This window comes from Pseudoflavonifractor sp. An184 (assembly GCF_002160305.1).
In the GTDB taxonomy this organism is placed as follows: Bacteria; Bacillota; Clostridia; order Oscillospirales; family Oscillospiraceae; genus Lawsonibacter; species Lawsonibacter pullicola.
Genome location: NZ_NFKI01000033.1, coordinates 17,533 through 36,675, shown reverse-complemented (window position 1 = coordinate 36,675; position 19,143 = coordinate 17,533). Strand labels below are relative to the sequence as shown.

Genomic DNA, 19,143 nt, shown 5'->3' with positions numbered 1-19,143 from the left:
GGTCGGCGGGGGTGGGCTCGGGGGCCAGGGTGTCCATGGCGATGCCCCCCAGCCGCCCCTGAATCAGGGCCCGCCGCACCGCCAGGTTGTCCACCAGATCCCCCCGGGCGGTGTTCACCAGAATTGCCCCGGGCTTCAGCCGCTCCAGAAGGGCCTCGTTCACCATGCCCCGGGTCTGGTCGTTCACCGCGCAGTGGAGGGAGAGAATATCACAGGCGGAAAACAGCTCCTCCAGGGGCAGATAGGTCACCCCCAGCTCCGCCTCCACCTCCGGGGGCCGGCGGTGGAGGGTGTAGTAGTACAGCCTGCATCCGAAGGGCTTCAGCAGCCGGGCCACCGCCTGTCCGATGTCCCCCAGGCCCACCAGCCCCACAGCCTGCTCCCCCAGCTCCGGGCTGTTGGAGGCCATCACCGCCTCCTTCATCTGCATCTGACGGCCCTCCAGCACCGCGCTGTGGCCGGTGATCCCGTGGCGCAGGGCCATGAGCATGAGCATCACCGTGTGCTCCGCCACCGAGTCGGCGTTGCACCCCTTGTTGTTGCACACGTAGACGCCCCGCTCCCGGGCCGCCTCCAGGTCGATGCGGTTGAAGGCCACACCCTCGGACTGGACCAGCTTCAAATTGGGCAGCAGGTCCAGGATCTCCCGGTCCACATCAATGATTGCATCGGTGAACAGCACCTGGGCGTCCGGGTTGTCCGCCGCCGCCTGGCGGGGCGAGCTGCCCAGGGGACAGAACACCAGCTCCGCCCCCAGCTCCCGGGCAAACTCCGGCATGTAGGCGTCATAGCGGGCCTTGGGGCCAAATACGAGGATCTTCATGGAACAGTTCCCTCCTGATCTGCGCGCCTCTGCCCCGGCGGGGGAGGCCGATTTTGATTTCTCTCCTATTATATCAGCCGGGGGGGCGGCGGACAAGGCGGCCCCCTCAAAATTAGCACTCTATTATATCGAGTGCTAGAATTTACAATTTAGACACATATTCTGCGAGAACTGTTCATAATTCCACGGTATACTAAAGCCAAAGTTAAGAGAGGCCGGGGGACCGGAACAGAACGCTCCCCCAGCGCCGAAAGGAGTTTTTACCATGTATACCATGCTTCCCTTTCACCATATGAGCCGCACCTTCAACGACCTGTTTGACGAGATGGAGCGCAGCATGTTCCCCGCCCAGCCCAGCGGACGGCTGCCCGCCTTCCGCACCGACATCAAGGACCAGGGCGACCACTACCTGCTGGAGGCCGACCTGCCCGGCTTCCGGAAGGAGGACATCGACCTGCACCTGGAGGACAACGTGCTGACCATCACCGCCAAGCACCAGGAGACCGCCGAGAACAAGCAGGACGGCAAGTACATCTGCCGGGAGCGCCGGGTGGGCAGCTACGCCCGCTCCTTCGACGTGAGCGGCATCCAGGAGGAGGGCATCTCCGCCGCCTATGAGAACGGCGTGCTGACGCTGATCCTGCCCAAGCAGGGTGAGGTCGTCCCCCAGAGCCGGAAGATCTCCATTCAGTAAGCAGAAAAAAAATTCTGGCGGGCGGGCCTGTGGGTCCGCCCGCTTTTTCCGAAAATTTTTTCTTTTCCCTCTTGTATTTTTGACGGGTTTGTTATACCCTAGTGTTAGCACTCTTATCTATTTAGTGCTAAATTTTTGAAACATCGAAACCGAAGCAAAGGAGGTTTCTTGTATATGAACATGAACCAATTCACCCAAAAATCTCTGGCCGCCATCCAGGGGGCCCAGGATATCGCCACGGAGCACGGCAATCAGCAGATCGAGCAGGAGCACCTGCTCCTGGCCCTTCTGAGCGACGAGCAGGGCTTTATTCCCCAGCTTCTGTCCGCCATGGGCATGACGGTGCCCAGCTTCACCGCCGCGGTGACCGCCCAGGTGGAGAAGCTGCCCAAGGTGTCCGGCGGCGGCCGGGAGGCAGGACAGGTCTATATCGCCCAGGACGTGGACAAAGCCCTGAAGTCCGCCGAGTCCACCGCCCAGTCCATGAAGGACGAGTATATCTCGGTGGAGCACATTTTCCTGGGGCTGCTGGACAGCGCCAACCGCAGCTTGAAGGAGCTGTTCCGCACCTATAACGTGACGAAGGAAAAGGTCATGCAGGCCCTGGCCTCCGTCCGGGGCAACCAGCGGGTCACCAGCGACAACCCGGAGGAGACCTATGACGCCCTGAAGAAATACGGCACCGACCTGGTGGAGCGGGCCCGGCAGAACAAGCTGGACCCGGTGATCGGCCGGGACGACGAGATCCGGAACGTCATCCGCATCCTGTCCCGAAAGACAAAAAACAATCCTGTTTTGATTGGCGAGCCCGGCGTGGGCAAGACGGCCATCGCTGAGGGACTGGCCCAGCGGATCGTCAAGGGGGACGTGCCCAACAGTTTGAAGGACAAGACCATCTTCTCCCTGGACATGGGCAGCCTGATCGCGGGCGCCAAGTACCGGGGCGAGTTTGAGGAGCGGCTGAAAGCCGTGCTGAACGAGGTGCGCAAGTCGGAGGGCCGGATCATCCTGTTCATCGACGAGCTGCACACCATCGTGGGGGCGGGCAAGACCGAGGGGAGCATGGACGCGGGCAACCTGCTGAAACCCATGCTGGCCCGGGGCGAACTCCACTGCATCGGCGCGACGACCCTGAACGAGTACCGCCAGTATATTGAGAAGGACGCCGCCCTGGAGCGGCGGTTCCAGCCGGTGATGGTGAACGAGCCCTCGGTGGAGGACGCCATCGCCATCCTCCGCGGCCTGAAGGAGCGGTACGAGGTGTACCACGGCGTAAAAATCACCGACGGGGCCATCATCGCCGCCGCAACACTGTCCAACCGGTATATCACCGACCGATTTCTGCCCGACAAGGCCATCGACCTGATCGACGAGGCCTGCGCCATGATCCGCACCGAGATCGACTCCATGCCCACCGAGCTGGACGTGATCCAGCGGAAGATCATCCAGCACGAGATCGAGGAGGCCGCCCTGAAAAAGGAGACGGATAAGCTGTCCCAGGAGCACCTGGCCGAGATCCAGAAGGAGCTCTCCGACATGCGGGACGAGTTCAACGCCAAGAAGGCCCAGTGGGAGAACGAGAAAAACGCCATCGGCAAGGTGCAGAAGCTGCGCTCCGACCTGGAGGAGGCCAACGCCCAGCTGGAGAAGGCCCAGCGGGAGTACGACCTGAACCGGGCCGCCGAGCTCCAGTACGGTAAGATCCCCGAGCTCCGCAAGGCCCTGGAGGCGGAGGAGCAGATCGCCAACGAGGGCAAGGCCCGCTCTCTGCTGCGGGACAAGGTCACTGAGGAGGAGATCGCCCGCATCATCGAGCGGTGGACCGGAATCCCGGTGGCCCGTTTGATGGAGGGGGAGCGGGAGAAGCTCCTGCACCTGGAGGACATCCTCCACAAGCGGGTGGTGGGCCAGGACGAGGCGGTGCGCCTGGTGTCCGAGGCCATTTTGAGAAGCCGGGCCGGTATCGCCGACCCCAACAAGCCCATCGGCTCCTTCCTGTTCCTGGGCCCCACCGGCGTGGGCAAGACCGAGCTGGCCAAGACCCTGGCCGAGGCCCTGTTCGACAGCGAGAAGAACCTGGTGCGCATCGACATGTCCGAGTATATGGAGAAATTCTCCGTGTCCCGGCTCATCGGCGCGCCTCCCGGATACGTGGGCTATGAGGAGGGCGGCCAGCTGACGGAGGCCGTGCGGCGGAAGCCCTACTCCGTCATCCTCTTTGACGAGGTGGAGAAGGCCCACCCCGACGTATTCAACATCCTGCTCCAGGTGCTGGACGACGGCCGCATCACCGACAGCCAGGGCCGCACCGTGGACTTCAAGAACACCATCATCATTTTGACCTCCAATCTGGGCAGCCAGTACCTGCTGGACGGCATCGACGAAACCGGCGAGATCAGCCAGCAGGCCCGGGACCAGGTGAATGAGCTCTTGAAGCGCTCCTTCCGCCCGGAGTTCCTGAACCGGCTGGACGAGATCGTGTTCTATAAGCCCCTGACCAAGGAGAACGTGACCCATATCATCGACCTGATGGCGGCCGACATCAACCGCCGTCTGGAGGACAAGCAGCTCACGGTGGAGCTGACCCCCGCCGCCAAGGACTATATCATCGAGAGCGCCTACGACCCCATCTACGGCGCCCGTCCCCTGCGCCGGTTCCTCCAGCACACGGTGGAGACCCTCGTCAGCAAGAAGATCATCGCCGACCAGGTGGAGCCCGGCTCCCGCATCACGGTGGACTGCCGGGGCGGGGAGCTCACCGTGGACACCAAGGAGGTGCTCACCGGCGAGGTCATCGACGGATAAAAAACTTTCCCTCTCAACCAAAGGGCGGGACGCCGGAAATTCTCCAGCGCCCCGCCGTTTTTGATAGAGAACAAAAATCCCGGAAGCCGGTTTTCCATCCGGTTTCCGGGACTTTTTTCTGCTGTCAGCCGCGTATCAAATTACACTAGACGTATCTGCGCCCAAGAGGCGAAACGAAGTTTCGCAGAAAATTTCTTTGCACCGCGTTTCTCCGCTGCGCGTCAAAACGTGGAAGGATTGCACGTGAAAGAAAACCCTGATGGTTTTCTTTCACACTATCTTTCCTTCCGAATCCTGAAAATGATCCCAGAGGCGAAGCGAAGCTTCGCACAAAGTTCTTTTGCCTACTTTTCTTTCAAGAAAAGTAGGTCAGGCGTGGGCGGAGGCGCGGGTGAGGGGCTCCGCCGCCTCTTGGGCGGGGACCTCCCGGGCGGCCTTCTCCTGCTTGGCCATGCCCTTGGCGTTGGCCAGCATGAGCTTGATCCGGTTCTCCTGGTTGATCTTGGTGGCGCTGGCGTCGTAATCGATGGCCACAATATTGGAGTCGGGGTAGTCCTCCTTCAGCTTGCGGATCATGCCCTTGCCCACGATGTGGTTGGGCAGGCAGCCGAAGGGCTGGGTACACACGATGTTGCCGGTACCGGAGTGGATGAGCTCCAGCATCTCGGCGGTGAGGAGCCAGCCCTCCCCCATCTTGTTGCCGTCCCCCAGGTACCCGTGGACCAGGGAGTGCAGCTCCCGGAAGGTGCCGGGAGCCCGGAAGCGGCCGGAATTCTCCAGGGCCTGAATCATGTCCTTCTGGCAGTTCTCCACATAGCCCATAAAGATCTTGCAGGCCGCCTTCTTGATCCACTTGCCGCCGTACAGGTCCACATCGGCCACACGGTTGTAGATCTTGAAGATGATAAAGTCGGTGAGGCCGGGGACCACCGGCTCCACCCCCTCGCTGAGGAGGAATTTTTCCAGATTGTTGTTCCCCAGGGGAGCGAACTTCACATAGATCTCGCCCACCACGCCCACGCGGACCTTGGGCTCTCCCTGGACGGGGATGGCGGCGAAGTCGCCGCAGATCTGGGCAAACAGCCGGCGCATCTGGCCCCGGCTCATGCCCTTGCCCGCCTCGAAGCCGTCCACCAGCTTGTGGGTCCAGGCCTCGATCATGGAATCGGTCTCCCCCTGGTTCACCTCATAGGGGCGGACCTGGTTGGCCACATTGACGATGATGTCCCCGTACATCATGGCGTACACCGCCTTGCGGATAAAGGGGATGGTCAGCTTGAAGCCGGGGTTCTTCTCCAGGCCGGACAGGTTGACGGACACCACGGGGATGTAGGCCATATCCGCCTTCTCCAGGGCCTTGCGCAGCAGGTGGATGTAGTTGGAGGCCCGGCAGCCGCCGCCGGTCTGGGTGATGAGCAGGCCCACCTTGTGGGGGTCATAGCCTCCGTGCTTCACCGCGTCGATCAGCTGGCCGATGACCAGCAGGGCGGGGTAGCAGGTATCGTTGTGGACGTACTTCAGCCCCTCATCCACGATCCCCCGGTGGTTGGTGGTGAGCATATCCACCTTATACCCGGCGTTCTGCAGCAGCTTCTGCATCATGCTGAAGTGGACCGGGAGCATCTGGGGCATGAGGAGGGTGTACTCCTCCTTCATCTCCTTGGTAAACAGCAGGCGGCCGGTCTCGTCGTATACTAACTTAGCCATAAATACTCCTTTTTTCTTGGATAGGAGATAGGAGTTGACAGAACAGCGGAGGAAATATCTCCTATCTTCTATCTCCTCACTCCTATCTGCTCCCGCAGTCTATTTTTTACTCAGCTGCCTTCTGCTTGCGTGCCTCAATGGCCGCCATCAGGGAGCGGATGCGGATCTTGACGGCGCCCAGATTGCTGATGTCGTCGATCTTCAGCTGGGTGTACAGCTTGCCGCCCTCCTCCAGGATGGAGCGCATCTCATCGCCGGTGATGGCGTCGATGCCGCAGCCGAAGCTCACCAGCTGGATGAGCTCCATGTCCGGCTGAGTGCACACATACCGGGCGGCGTTGTACATGCGGGCGTGGTAGGTCCACTGGTTGAGCACGTGGCGGGGGGCCTTATCCTCCAGATAGGCCACCGCGTCCTCGGTAATCAGAATAAAGCCGTAGTTGGTGATCAGGTCGTTGATGCCGTGGTTAATCTCCGGGTCCATGTGGTAGGGGCGGCCGGCCACCACCAGAATGGGGCGGTCCTCGGCCCGGGCCTGGGCGATGTACTGCTGGGCAGTGGCGCGTAAATCGTTCTTATATGCGTCATAGGCCCCGTAGGCCGCCCGGGCGGCGGCCACCGTCTCCTTCCTGGGGACGCCGAACTCCTCCTCGAACCACTTGGCGGCGTGCTTCTCAAAGTCCTTGGGGCGGTGCAGGCCGAAGTAGGGGTACAGGTACCGGGTCTTTTTCAGCTCCGGCACATTGGCGGCCAGCAGCTCCGGGTAGTAGGCCACCACGGGGCAGTTGTAGTTGTTGTCGCTGACCCCCTCGTTGAAGTTGTAGGGCATGCAGGGGTAGAAGATGGCGTCCACCCCCTGCTCCACCAGGGCCTCCATATGGCCGTGGAGCAGCTTGGCGGGGTAGCACACCGTGTCCGAGGGGATGGTGCGCTGACCCTTCACATACAGCTTCCGGCTGGACTCCGGGGAGAGGACCACCTCGAAATTCAGGCGTGTGAACAGCTCGAACCAGAAGGGCAGGTTCTCGTACATGTTCAGGCCGAAGGGGATGCCGATGCGCCCCCGGGAGCCGTCCCCCTGGCCCTTGCCCTGGAGGGCGCGGAGCTTTGCGTATTTATAGCGCATCAGGTCGGGCAGGTGAGTGGGCTCCTCTCCCAGAGGGCGGGAGCACCGGTTGCCCGAGACAAAGCGCCGGCCGCCGTCGAAGGTGTTGACAGTCAGGGCGCAGTGGTTGGTGCACAGGCCGCAGGTGGCGGGCTTGGCGGTGTGGGTGAACTTCTCCAGGGCCTGGGCGGTGAGCACCGCGCTCTTCTCCAGGTGCAGGTCCCGGGCGGCCAGGGCCGCGCCGAAGGCCCCCATGATGCCGGAGATGGTGGGGCGGGTCACGTCCCGGCCCAGCTCCTGCTCAAAGGCCCGGAGAACCGCGTCGTTGAGGAAGGTACCGCCCTGGACCACGATGTGCTTGCCCAGGTCGTCGGCGGAGGCCGCCCGGATAACCTTGTAGATGGCGTTTTTCACGATGGAGATGGACAGGCCGGCGGAGATCTCTTCCACGCTGGCCCCGTCCTTCTGGGCCTGCTTCACGCTGGAGTTCATGAACACGGTGCAGCGGGAGCCCAGATTCACCGGCTTCTGGGCGAACAGGCCCAGCTTGGCAAAGTCGGCGATGGTGTAGCCCAGGGCCTTGGCGAAGGTCTCGATGAAGGAGCCGCAGCCGGAGGAGCATGCCTCGTTGAGCATGATGGAGTCCACCGCTCCGTTGCGGATTTTAAAGCACTTCATGTCCTGGCCGCCGATGTCGATGATGAAGTCCACGTCGGGCTCGAAGTGGGCGGCCGCCTTGTAGTGGGCCATGGTCTCCACCAGCCCCAGGTCGCAGGAGAAGGCGTTTTTGATCAGGTCCTCGCCGTAGCCGGTGACCGCCACGCCCTTGATCTCGATGCGGTCCCCGCACTGGGCGTAGATCTCCCGCAGCTGCTCCAGCACAATGGCCACCGGGTTGCCCAGGTTGGAGTGGTAGTAGGTGTACAGCAGTCCCCCGTCCCCGGTGATGAGGGCCAGCTTGGTGGTGGTGGAGCCGGCGTCGATGCCCAACCAGGCGGGCCCCTCATAGGTCTTGATATCCACCTGGGGCGGGCGCTTGGCGTTGTGCCGGGCGCAGAAGGCGCCGTACTCGGCCACGTCCTGGAACAGGGGGGGCATGGTGTCTACCAGGGTGGTGGTGTCCACGCTCTCCTCCAGCTTTTTCAGGGCATCCTCAAAGAGGATGGTGTCATAGTCGGAAGAACACAGGGCCGCGCCCATGGCGGCAAAGCAGTCGCCGTCCTCGGGGAAAATGGCGTGCTCCTCATCCAGCTTCAGGGTCTCCACGAACCGCTCCCGCAGGCCCATGAGGAAGTGGAGGGGGCCGCCCAAAAAGACGATCTTGCCCTTCAGCTCCCGGCCCTGGGTGAGGCCGGCCACCGTCTGGTCCACCACCGCCTGGAAGATGGAGGCGGCCACGTCCTCCTTCCGCCCGCCCTGGTTCAGGATGGGCTGGATATCGCTCTTGGCAAACACGCCGCAGCGGGAGGCGATGGGGTAGATCTTCTCATGCTTCAGTGAGAGGGCGTCCAACTCATCCACCGACACGTTCATCAGGGTGGCCATCTGGTCAATGAAGGCGCCGGTGCCGCCGGCGCAGGAGCCGTTCATCCGCTCCTCCAGGGCGCCGCCGAAGAAGATGATCTTGGCGTCCTCGCCCCCCAGCTCGATAACCGCGTCGGTCCCCGGTATGTAGGTGTTCACCGCCGCGGCGGTGGCGTACACCTCCTGAACAAAGTCGATCCCGGAGGCGTTGGCCACTCCCAGTCCGGCGGAGCCGGTAATGACCATCTTCACCTGCCTGCCCGCCAGCATGTCGGAGATGGACCGGAGGGTCTCGCAGGCCCGCTCCCGGGTCTTGGAGTAGTGCCGCTCATAGGAGCGGAACAGCAGCTTGTTCTGTTCGTCCAGCACCACCACCTTGACCGTGGTGGAGCCGATGTCGATGCCGATACGAAGACTCATAAACTGAAAATGCTCCTCACATTCGTTTCCATGTTAACAGACTGATTTCTATTCTGATACATGATACTTCTCCTCCAAAGAAAAAACAACATTTTTAACGGTTTCTTAACGCCGGAGGTGGGAGGAAAAACGTCCTGTTTACGGTAGGAAATTGTGCATTTCTGCCCAGATCCTCCATTTTTTCACCCGTTCTCTCCCATTTTGGAATTGTCACCTTGCACAAAAGACATCCCCATTCTCAGAAAAAGCGGTGCGGACTGCTCCGCACCGCTTGCAGCTTCTTTACAGTTCCCCGGCCAGCCCCGCCATCTTCTCCAGCAGCTCCGTATTCCCCGCCAGCCGGGGGTCTGAGGGGGCGGCGGCCAGGGCCAGCCGGGCCTCCTCCAGGGCCTGAGGGAGCCGCCCGGTGTGGTAATAGGCCTGACAGCGCAGGTCGTGGGGCAGACCGCCCCAGGCCTCCGCCTCACAGATATAGGTGCGGGGCCGCTCCCGGATTTTCAGGGCGCAGGCCGTGGCGTACAGCACGCCGTCCCACTCCTGGTCCTCGTAGAGGAGCATGGCCAGATCCACCCAGGGCTCCCGCAGGTGTGGGGCCTCCGCCGCCGCCCGCAGATACCAGTCCCGGGCCTCATCCCGCTCCCCCTTTTGGGCGTGGGCCCTGGCGATATACCGCATGGAGGCCGCCCGCTCATCCCGCCAGACGGCGCTGGGCAGAGCCAGATGCCGCGTCAGGGTGCGGATACAGTCGTCCCACCGGCCGTAATAGAGGTACTCCCGGCCCAGATAGTGGAGGTTCCGGTCGTCCTCCGGGTCCTCCGCCACCGACAGCTCCAGCAGGGGCAGGTACTGTCCCCGGGATTTTTGGGGGTCCGGGTGGTGGTCCAGCTGGACCCCCTGGGCCAACGCCAGCAGTCCCCGCTCCCCCTCCCCCACCCACTCCAGCACCTCGTGGACCGGGTGGACCCACCGGAAGCCGCGGCGGGCGTGGATCTTCTCCTGCCAGAACACCACCCCCTCGGAGCCGTCGGGCTGAAAGCTCCAGGTGTAGCGGTAGGAGGCCTGCCGGGTCCCCGGCGTCCAGACCTCCTCCAGGGCGGAGCGCCAGCCGGGATGGAACACCTCGTCCAGGTCGGTGCACACGCACACGTCCGCGTCCTCCGGAACCAGCTCCAGAGAGCGGTTCCGGGCCCGGTCAAACCGCCAGGGGGAGATCCGCTCCACCGTCACCCGCGCCCCCCGGGCCCGCAGCCGCTCCGCCGTGCCGTCGTCGGAGCCGGTGTCCAGCACCACCACCTGGTCCGCCTCGGACATGGAGTCCATCCACCGGTCTACAAAGAAGCCCTCGTTCTTGGCGATGGCATATACGACGATTTTCATTCTCAGTCTCTCCTTCCACAAAAGAGAGGGCGCAGAGCGCCCTCTCTCAGCTTGTCGAAAAACCTCTGTTCAGACGAATCCGTCCGAGTGTTGGCGGGGGAGCTCGAGGGGGCAGCCGCCCGCCTCAAGTGGGATCGAATGCCCCGAATGCCTTGCTTGGCAAGGCGTTCGGCGAGCGCAGCGAGAACTTTTCCGCCGCTACGCGGCGGAAAAGTAACGGCATTTTTCAGGCTGTCAGAAAAGTCCTTGGACTTTTTTGACAGCCTGAGAGAGGGCGCTTCGCGCCCTCTCTGAAATCGCTGGCGGCTGGCCAATCAGGCGGTGGGAATGTCCCCCAGCCGGGTGATGGTCATGGTGATGCCGCTGTACTGGAAGCCGCCTCCCGTCCCCACCAGCTGTAAGGTGGAGGGGGCGGAGGTGACGGCCACCGGCACGGCAATGGGCAGCACCGCCGCGTCCGCCGAGGTGTGGAAGGTGTGCAGCACTCCCCCGCCCGGGACGCCGCTCCCCCCCTGCTGGAGGGTGAGGGTGATACTTAGAGGGAAGTTGCTCCCGGAGGCCGGATTGATAACCCCCTGGAAGGACGTCATATAGACGCCCGGCGTGTTGATGGTAAAGGCCGCGCTGTTGCTGGCATGGGAGATGGCGCTGCCATAACTCAGCCCGTTGCGGTCAAAAATCAGCGCAGTGCCGGAGGTCCCGTTCTGTACCGGCGTGGAATAGGCCGACAGCAGGGCGACCGGCTGGCTCCCGGTCCCCGCATCCCCTCTGGGAATGGTAAAGTTCAGCACCGCGTTCTGCTGCGTGCCGGAGTTGGTGACCGCCGCCTGGCTCCCCGGCTCTCCGGTGGTCACGGTGCCCACCTGGACGGTGGCCGCGTCTCCGTCCTCACCGGACGGGCCGGTGGGACCAGCGGGCCCGGTGGCCCCCCGCGGGCCAGTGGGTCCAGTTGGGCCAGTGGGGCCGGTGGCTCCCTGGGCGCCCGCGGCGCCCGTCGGGCCGGTGGGACCAGTCGCGCCCTGAGCGCCCGTCGGGCCGGTGGGACCCGTCGCGCCCTGGGCGCCCGTCGGACCGGTGGGGCCCGTCGCGCCCTGAGCCCCTGTGGCGCCCGTCGGACCGGTGGGGCCCGTCGCGCCCTGAGTCCCTGTGGCGCCCGTCGGACCGGTGGGACCAGTAGAGCCGTTTATTTATGCACAACATTAGATTTTCCTTTGTGTTGAGTAGGCAAGCCGTTAGATTGCCTTGCTCTCAATCACCTGGATAACGTTGTGGTTATTCTCAATGTAATCAATAATTCGCTGGTACTCGTCGGCAAAATTGAAGTCAACCGTTATTTCCCCGTTCTCATGCACCCAAACCGCTTTTACGAGTTCAACCATAATCCCGCGGTTAAGGCTCTGAATGTTTTTGTGTTTCAGAAAGGCGGTTAGATACGGGTCATCGGTTCCGATACCATCAGCCATTACCTGCATTTCCTCTTTCAGATAGGAGATGTTCGCTTCAAGCTGTTGTATCTGTTCTGCAATCTTGCCTTTCAAGCGGCGGTATTCCTCTTTGGTAATCTCACCGCTTTTCCAATCAAGGTACAAGCTGTCGGAAGCGTCATTGTACTGTTTTAGCTGCTTCTCTGCCTGTTTCAAGGAATAGGATAATCTTTTGCTTTCCCGGTTGATAACAGGCGCGTTGTTAATCCGTTCAATTTCTTCTGCAAGCCGATCTACAAGGGCAATTTGCATTTGCAACGCTGCCAATACCGCGTTTTCCAACTTGTCTTGCCGGATAGAATGTTTGCTGCAAATCTTCTTATCGGTGTAGCTACGGCAAGAGTAGTAGGCAATATCACGGGCGGTTTTGCGCCGCATGGCCTTTTTGCAATCCGCGCAACGGACAAAGCCGGACATGAGATAGACTTCCTGTTTGCCGGGGGCTGTCCTTGTGTCGCGCTTATGTAGGGCTTGCGCTTTCTCGAATGTTTCCCTGTCAATAATCGCTTCGTGTGTGTTGGGGACGACAAACCATTCTTCTTCGGGGACGTTGATCTGCTTGTGTACTTTGTAGCTTATTACGCGGTTACGGCCTTGCACCATTACGCCCGTATAAACTTCATTTTGCAATATCCTTGCAATCGTGCTGGCAGACCACAAACCATCGTTTTTGTCGGAATTAGGGTTGTTATACTTAAAGCCTTTTTTCTTCTTATAGGCTTCGGGGTTCGGCTCTCCCATTTGGTTAAGCCGCTTTGCAATCCCCATTTTACTGTACCCCTCATTGACAAACCAATGGTAAATGCTTTTGACAACTTCCGCTGCTTCTTCATCTACAATCAAGCTGTTTTTGTCGTTTGGGTCTTTCTTGTAGCCATAAGGGGCAAACGCGCCTATGAACTCGCCGCGCTCCCGTTTCATCTTGAATGTTTTGCGGATTTCTTCGGAAGTGGTCGCGGCAAACTGCTCATTGAACATTCCCCTAATAGGTACTTCAAGACCGCTTGCAGAATGGGGGTTAGCGTAAGTGTCAATAAATGGCGTGCCTGTGCAAATAAACCTTGCGCCGTGAATGGGTATGAACTCCTCCAAAAACTTTTGTTGATCGGCAAGGTTGCGGAAACCGCGTGCAAGGGATTTGATAATCATGCAGTTTACTTCTTTGCGGACAATGCAGCCCTCAAGCCGTTTGAAGTTTGGTCGCGCTGTGTCGGTGCCTGTCAATCCGTCGTCGGCAAACACGTCTACAATCACATAGGTTCCCGGCTCAAAATAGCTGTCTACAAAGTCGCGGAGTATCTTTTCTTGGTTGATAACACTCTCGCTTTCGTCCTCGTTGTCGTCCTCTCTGGATAGTCGAATGTATAGCCCAATTTTCCAAAACGGCTCTGCATAACTGCGTGCCATTTTGTCTTTGCGTATGCGGGGCATTATACCTCCTTTCCCCCTATAATTACGAGTTAATTATACCATTTTCGCCCCGTAATCACAAGGTCTTTACCCGTAGAGTTAGGGAAAGTCGGCGGTTATTTCAGACTTAAAAAGTAATCACACAATGATTGCTTTAGCGTTCTATCCTCTGCGACAAACCGTATTCTTACGGGTGTATCACCACAAAGAAAACAGTATGGATTTACAATCTGCTCAAAGTAGCTTTGCATTTTCTTTGCTGCTGGCAAAGAACTGTCAATATGGATATTACGAATATCAACCAAAGTGCTGCGGTCAACCTGTGTAATATCAACATTTCTCATTTGTTGAAGTTGTAACTTGGTAATCATCTTCTTTCCCTCCCGGTTAGCGGCATAGTACAGAATATGCGCTCCGGCTTGTACGATATGAGAAATAAGGCTGAAACGGGCGGTTGTTAGCTGCAACCTCACGGGAGTTTCACCCCGGCCCATGCTTATGGGTGCGCCGCGCAATACTTTGAGGGTGTTCAACGCGGGAGTATCATTGTGCCGCCTTGTATGTCGTCGCCCACAAGCTGCTAAACCTGTTTTACGGCGCGGTAGTTGTCGCTCGACTTTTCCCCGTAGGGGAAAAGCTGTCATGGCGTACCCGCCGACTGGCTCGATACAGACGGAATGTACCCGTTGCCTGTTATGCTGCGCACCAAAGGTCGCTTTCTTTGTCAAGTTACAATAGGCTTTGTCGGCCTGCAAAAGCACATCAACAGCGGATATGCTTTTGCGGAACGACAAATAGCCCATAACGGGAATCGTGGAAAGGGGACACGCTCCCCGCATGGGCTAAAAGATTATCCTACATGAAAAGCAAGGGTGCGGGTAATAAGGCGCACTTGCAGCCTGTTACGCATTTCCTCGTCCACATAGGAATAGGTATTGCCCGCGTCGTCTTTCAGCGTGCGGGTACAAAGTTTCGCTATGTAACCCTCGTAATGCTTCAAGATCGCGCACATGGCGGTTGTGTCGCCGTTTGCCGCTGCGGAAATGACAGGGAACGGCAACAGATTTTCAGATTTCCTAACGGTATTCATCATCTGCTTTTCCCTCCAAATACTGTTTGATTTTCGCAAGCGCGGATTTCCTGTGCCGGAAAACCGTCGTGCGTACAACATTCAGCAGTTCGCCAATTTCCGCGTCGCTCATATCCAAGAAGTAGGACAAAAGGATAATGTCGCGTTTCCTTTCGGGCAAAGCGTTAAGGGCTTCGGCAAGCAGTTCATTTTTGACGAGTACATCAAAGCCGGACACTTGAAAACGGAAATAATCGCTTTCGTATTCGTCCGTTGTGAAAAGCTGCGCGAGTTCGCTTTCGCTCAAATCCGAAAAAGTAACTTCGCGTGCTGCGCGTTTCGCAAGAGTGCGGCGGTGGCTTTTCGCTTCGCCGACCAAAGTTTTCTTTGCTAATGCGTCGTACTGATGTTGTATTCTTTCCTTGTCGGAAGAAGATAGCTCCATAGAGTTCACCTCCTTCCCGCGTGGAGTAGAGGACGGGAGTTAAGGGCTTGTCCTCTCTGCCCCTTTCGCTCCGTACCCGTTCGGGAGATGGCTCTTGAGTGCGCTTTTCAGAAAAAAGTTGAAAAAAGCAAAATGCGCCCGTCCGCAAGACGCGGACGGGCGCAAAGGAAATGTAAGCAGTAGCTAAATGTATTGACAGTTCACATTCATAGCCGGAATATCCCGCTTGCGGAGCATAGCTTTTTTTGACCGCAAAGCATTAGGCGGGTTACAGTAAATAAAAATGGACACGGCGATACCTCCCCGATACCGCCGTATCCTTAAAAAAGGGCGACTTTAATACACTACCCGCAATCCATTCTATAATAGGGAACAGCGGCTTTTGCGCAATATTAAATAAAAAAGCCGATAACACATAGGTTTTTTGACCTAATGCGTTATCGGCTCTGCGTCTATGCGTCTGGCACTTTTAATCATTTTTTTTTGAATTTATTATATGTGTTAGCTAACTGTCCACAAGCCGCGTTAATCTCTCTGCCATGAGAAACTCTCATAGTAACTTCAAGTCCTGCTTGCTCTAATTGATGTTTGAATGCAACTATTTCCCGTTTCTGTGGTGCTTTAATTCTTGAATTGCTTGTTGGGTTGTATTGTAACACGTTAATCATAACTTTTTTGCCCCGAAACCATTTTGCAAGTTGTCTTACATCTGAGGGCCGGTCATTTATACCCGGTAAAAGCAAATACGCAAAGACAATTTTGCGATTATGCCTTTCAGAATAGGATAAGGCTTGCTTAACAACATCTTCAATAGCATATATGCGCATGTGAGGAATAATACGATTTCTTGCAGATTGTGTTGCTGCGTGTAAAGATATTGTCAACTGAATTTTAAGATGTTCCTCGCGCAATTTTTTTAATTGATCGACCGGACCAACTGTTGATATGGTAATGCCGTCGGTTGGAAAGTTGAGCCCATATCTATCTCGGAGAATATGGATTGCTTTTATCAAGTTGTCATAATTGAATAAAGGCTCTCCCATACCCATAAAAACGATACGGTTTACTTTTCGACGCAACAATATAATCTGTTGTACGATTTCTGACGATGTTAGATTACGAACAAAGCCATTTCGCCCGGACTCACAAAAAATACAACCAACAGGACAACCGACTTGTGTGCTCACGCAAACAGTTCCACCATCTCGCCGCTTGATAAAAACCGTTTCAATGTATTTGTTGTCTTTCAGTTCGTAAACATACTTTTCAGTATCACTGCTTTTGCAAATATTTTTTACCAACATTGATAGATTTTTTTTGCGTGGTAATTGCTTATATAATTCTTCATATAAGGCTTTTGCTTCATTCTCGCCAATAACTTCCGACATTTCTTTGTAAGTAAATCCGTATGGATCATTCCGTACTTCCGCAGGCGTATATTTAGGTAAACGTTTCATTTTTATATCCTTTCTTCTAAATAATAAAAGTTTGTTTTTCTGTATTTTTGATTACAATCTCTAATTTTTCTACATCAATGATATGCGTCAATTTGCATTTAGGGCAGAAAAGAGGAAAATCTTTTAATACAGTATTATGAAATACTTGAACTCTCGTCTTTCCGTTACAAATCGGACATTTTATCCAATATTTTTTAAGCATTATATTTCACTCGTCCTTTTTACACAAAAAAATGCAGGTCAATCCTCAACATGAGCATTGACCTGCATTTATAATGCACAGAGCAGTACAACAAAACTAAGGCATAGCTTGCACTATGTCTATACTATATCTATACGTCGTTAGTTTTTTGTATAGCATCCGCAAAATAAGCATGACAAAAAAGCCCATGTTGAAAATGGGAAAATCCTTTTTTTCAATGCTTATCTAATACGCATGCTATGCAACATAAACGCCGCCTCCTTTTACATAAATTTTATTTTATCAGAAAATCAGTCTACTGTCAATACACAACAGGAAGTATTTAACCTAATGATATGAATTGTGTGGACATATCCAAAAAGAAAGGTGAACTGTAAAATGTAACAGGGTGAATGAAAATGGCAAAAAGACCCGTACCATTGTACGACTTTAAGGCTTTCGGGGCAGCTATAAAAGCCGCGAGAAATGAATACGGCGAGAGCCGCAAAAAGGTAAGCGACGAGTTATATATTTCCCCGCGCTACCTTGCGAATATCGAGAACAAGGGACAACAGCCGAGTTTACAGGTATTCTATGACCTTGTAACCCGGTATCATATTTCGGTAGATCAATTTTTCTTCCCGAACAGCAATGCGGAGAAATCCACCGGGCGGCGGCAGCTTGACGCGCTGCTGGACGGTATGAGCGATAAAGGCATACGGATTGTAACCGCAACAGCAAGGGAGATAACGGAAGTCGAAAAAGCAGAGGATTAACCTCACAATATGAGAAATCGGGAGATTGCAGCGCATGGCGGCTGCAATCTTTTTTTGCGTCCAAAATCAAAGGAACGCGCAACAAATACCGCCTTTCGGTGGGGGTATGGAGTAGATAGCAAGCACAGCAAACGAGTACCCGTTTGCGGAAAATGCTTGTTGGGATAATCCCAAACCCTTATACCGAAAGGCGGTGCGGAAATGGAAAACCGAAAGAGAAATATACAGATGAAGTTTTACGTTACGGAAGAAGAAAAGCGGCTGATCGACGAGAAGATGAAGCAGCTTCCCATAAAGCAGTATGGGGCATACTTCCGTAAAATGGCGATAGACGGGTATATTCTTGTCGTTGACCGAAGCGACACAAAAGCATATATCCGGGAACTGCAAGCGGTGAGCCGGAACATCAACCAAATTGCAAAACGCGCCAATGCGACGGGGACGGTTTACAGGCAGGATATAGAGGACATTAAAAAGGCGGTGGACGAGATATGGCGGTTACAAAGACGCACCCTATTAAATCAACCTTAAAGGCTGCGATAGACTATATCTTAAATCCCGAAAAGACAGACGGGAAGCTGCTTGCGTCCTCTTTCGGCTGCGGGCTGGAAACCGCCGATATTGAGTTTGCATGGACGCGGGAAGCTGCCGGAGATCGCGGCACACATTTAGGGCGGCACTTGATACAATCCTTTGCGGTGGGAGAAACCACACCGGAAGAAGCGCACAAAATCGGCATGGAACTTGCCGGGGCGGTATTAGGCGGCAAGTATGAGTTTGTTTTGACAACTCACGTCGATAAAGACCATCTGCATAATCACTTGATTTTCAACGCGGTTAGCTTCGTTGACTACAAAAAGTACCATTCCAACAAGCAAAGCTATCACTTTATCCGGCGCACCAGCGACAGGATATGTAAAGAGCATGGGCTATCCGTCGTCGTACCGGGACAGGACAAGGGAAAAAGCTATGCAGAATACACCGCCGAAAAGCAAGGGACAAGCTACAAAGCAAAGCTGAAAACGGCGATAGATACTCTCATTCCCCAAGTGAAAGATTTTGACGAACTGCTGCGCCGCTTGCAGGAAATGGGGTATGAAATCAAACAGGGCAAATACATTTCCTTTCGCGCTGCCGGACAGGAACGGTTTACCCGCACAAAGACGCTCGGCGCGGCCTATACGGAAGAAGCGATAAAGGAGCGTATCAAGGGCGTGTATGTTGCCAAAACAAAAACGCTGCGGGAAGATAAGAAAATCCGGCTTGTCGTCGATCTTGAAAACAGTATCAAAGCCCAACAGTCGGCGGGCTATGAACGGTGGGCGAAAATCCATAATCTGAAACAGGCTGCTAAAAGCATGAACTTCCTAACCGAAAACAAGATTGAGTATTACAGCGACCTTGAAAGCAAAATTGCGGATATTATGACCGCCCATGACGCGGCGGCAAGGGCGGTTAAAGAGGTAGAACAGCGTATGTCTGATTTGTCGCTGCTTATCAAGCACACCACCACATACCGACAGTTAAAACCGATTTACGAGGAATACAAGAAGTCGCGGGACAAGGAAAAGTATCTGCGGGGGCATGAAAGCGAAATTATCCTGTTTGAAGCTGCGGCAAGGGCATTAAAGGAAATGCAGATAAAGAAGCTGCCCGATCTCGCCGCGCTGCGCAAGGAGTATAGCAGCTTAAACGACAGGAAAACCAAATTGTATGAAGATTATCGGCAAGCCAAGAAGCAAATGCAGGAATACAGCGTTGTCAAAAAGAACGTTGACAGTATTCTATATCCGTCCCAAAGCAGGGCGAAAGAACAGGAACGGGGGTAAGACCGTAGATTTCTTTACAATAACCTGTTACAATCAA

At 56.0% G+C, this 19,143-nt stretch carries 16 protein-coding genes; 5 read left to right on the top strand and 11 right to left on the bottom strand.

The features are described 5' to 3' along the window. Positions 1 to 823 (bottom strand): NAD(P)-dependent oxidoreductase (locus B5F19_RS11285; RefSeq protein WP_087290521.1); only part of this gene is annotated, 823 nt, incomplete at its 3' end. A 265-nt stretch (positions 824 to 1,088) separates the two neighbouring features. Between B5F19_RS11285 and B5F19_RS11280 the strand changes: the two genes are divergently transcribed. Together B5F19_RS11280 and clpB are read left to right on the top strand one after the other, a co-directional pair. Further along, positions 1,089 to 1,517 (top strand): Hsp20/alpha crystallin family protein, encoded by a 429-nt coding sequence (locus B5F19_RS11280; protein ID WP_087290519.1) that lies wholly within the window; start codon positions 1,089 to 1,091, stop codon positions 1,515 to 1,517. Between the two features lie 174 nt (positions 1,518 to 1,691). Continuing rightward, complete coding sequence (clpB, locus tag B5F19_RS11275; protein WP_087290517.1) at positions 1,692 to 4,322, top strand: ATP-dependent chaperone ClpB; 2,631 nt, start codon at positions 1,692 to 1,694, stop codon at positions 4,320 to 4,322. A 369-nt stretch (positions 4,323 to 4,691) separates the two neighbouring features. Here the strand turns inward: clpB and B5F19_RS11270 are convergent, their stop codons facing one another. From B5F19_RS11270 to B5F19_RS11220, 10 genes are all read right to left on the bottom strand, one after another. Beyond that, positions 4,692 to 6,029: a 2-hydroxyacyl-CoA dehydratase gene (locus tag B5F19_RS11270; protein WP_087290515.1), complete on the bottom strand. Its 1,338-nt coding sequence runs from the start codon at positions 6,027 to 6,029 to the stop codon at positions 4,692 to 4,694. 106 nt (positions 6,030 to 6,135) lie between these two features. After that, positions 6,136 to 9,078, bottom strand: a complete 2,943-nt coding sequence (locus tag B5F19_RS11265; RefSeq protein WP_087290513.1) for an acyl-CoA dehydratase activase — start codon at positions 9,076 to 9,078, stop codon at positions 6,136 to 6,138. Positions 9,079 to 9,360: 282 nt separating this feature from the next. Further along, a complete protein-coding gene (locus B5F19_RS11260) occupies positions 9,361 to 10,455 on the bottom strand; it encodes a glycosyl transferase family 2 (protein ID WP_087290511.1) in 1,095 nt (364 codons plus the stop codon). 314 nt (positions 10,456 to 10,769) lie between these two features. Beyond that, positions 10,770 to 11,309 (bottom strand): hypothetical protein, encoded by a 540-nt coding sequence (locus tag B5F19_RS18040; protein WP_242972796.1) that lies wholly within the window; start codon positions 11,307 to 11,309, stop codon positions 10,770 to 10,772. A 378-nt stretch (positions 11,310 to 11,687) separates the two neighbouring features. Continuing rightward, positions 11,688 to 13,370: a recombinase family protein gene (locus tag B5F19_RS11250; protein WP_087290509.1), complete on the bottom strand. Its 1,683-nt coding sequence runs from the start codon at positions 13,368 to 13,370 to the stop codon at positions 11,688 to 11,690. Positions 13,371 to 13,465: 95 nt separating this feature from the next. Beyond that, positions 13,466 to 14,152 (bottom strand): DUF6870 family protein, encoded by a 687-nt coding sequence (locus tag B5F19_RS18035; RefSeq protein ID WP_205123935.1) that lies wholly within the window; start codon positions 14,150 to 14,152, stop codon positions 13,466 to 13,468. 47 nt (positions 14,153 to 14,199) lie between these two features. Next, positions 14,200 to 14,442, bottom strand: a complete 243-nt coding sequence (locus B5F19_RS11235) for a helix-turn-helix domain-containing protein (RefSeq protein WP_002604473.1) — start codon at positions 14,440 to 14,442, stop codon at positions 14,200 to 14,202. After that, complete coding sequence (locus tag B5F19_RS11230) at positions 14,426 to 14,863, bottom strand: sigma-70 family RNA polymerase sigma factor (protein ID WP_002604474.1); 438 nt, start codon at positions 14,861 to 14,863, stop codon at positions 14,426 to 14,428. Before B5F19_RS11230 ends, B5F19_RS11235 begins: the two co-directional genes overlap by 17 nt. A 473-nt stretch (positions 14,864 to 15,336) precedes the next feature. Continuing rightward, positions 15,337 to 16,320 (bottom strand): 23S rRNA (adenine(2503)-C(2))-methyltransferase RlmN, encoded by a 984-nt coding sequence (gene rlmN / locus B5F19_RS11225; protein ID WP_002584956.1) that lies wholly within the window; start codon positions 16,318 to 16,320, stop codon positions 15,337 to 15,339. A 16-nt stretch (positions 16,321 to 16,336) separates the two neighbouring features. Continuing rightward, positions 16,337 to 16,522: a cysteine-rich KTR domain-containing protein gene (locus B5F19_RS11220; RefSeq protein WP_003431289.1), complete on the bottom strand. Its 186-nt coding sequence runs from the start codon at positions 16,520 to 16,522 to the stop codon at positions 16,337 to 16,339. Between the two features lie 398 nt (positions 16,523 to 16,920). Here B5F19_RS11220 and B5F19_RS11215 point away from each other — a divergent pair, with 398 nt between their 5' ends. The 3 genes from B5F19_RS11215 (at position 16,921) to B5F19_RS11205 (ending at position 19,106) form a co-directional block, all read left to right on the top strand. Continuing rightward, the gene (locus B5F19_RS11215; RefSeq protein ID WP_002584957.1) at positions 16,921 to 17,277 is read left to right on the top strand and encodes a helix-turn-helix transcriptional regulator; all 357 of its coding nucleotides are present in this window, start codon (positions 16,921 to 16,923) and stop codon (positions 17,275 to 17,277) included. Between the two features lie 201 nt (positions 17,278 to 17,478). Further along, positions 17,479 to 17,808 carry a plasmid mobilization relaxosome protein MobC gene (gene mobC, locus B5F19_RS11210; protein ID WP_002584958.1) on the top strand — a complete coding sequence of 110 codons (330 nt, stop codon included), beginning with the start codon at positions 17,479 to 17,481 and terminating at the stop codon, positions 17,806 to 17,808. Beyond that, positions 17,769 to 19,106 (top strand): relaxase/mobilization nuclease domain-containing protein, encoded by a 1,338-nt coding sequence (locus tag B5F19_RS11205; protein ID WP_087290507.1) that lies wholly within the window; start codon positions 17,769 to 17,771, stop codon positions 19,104 to 19,106. The genes mobC and B5F19_RS11205 overlap by 40 nt, the downstream gene beginning before the upstream one ends. Positions 19,107 to 19,143: the final 37 nt, after the last annotated feature.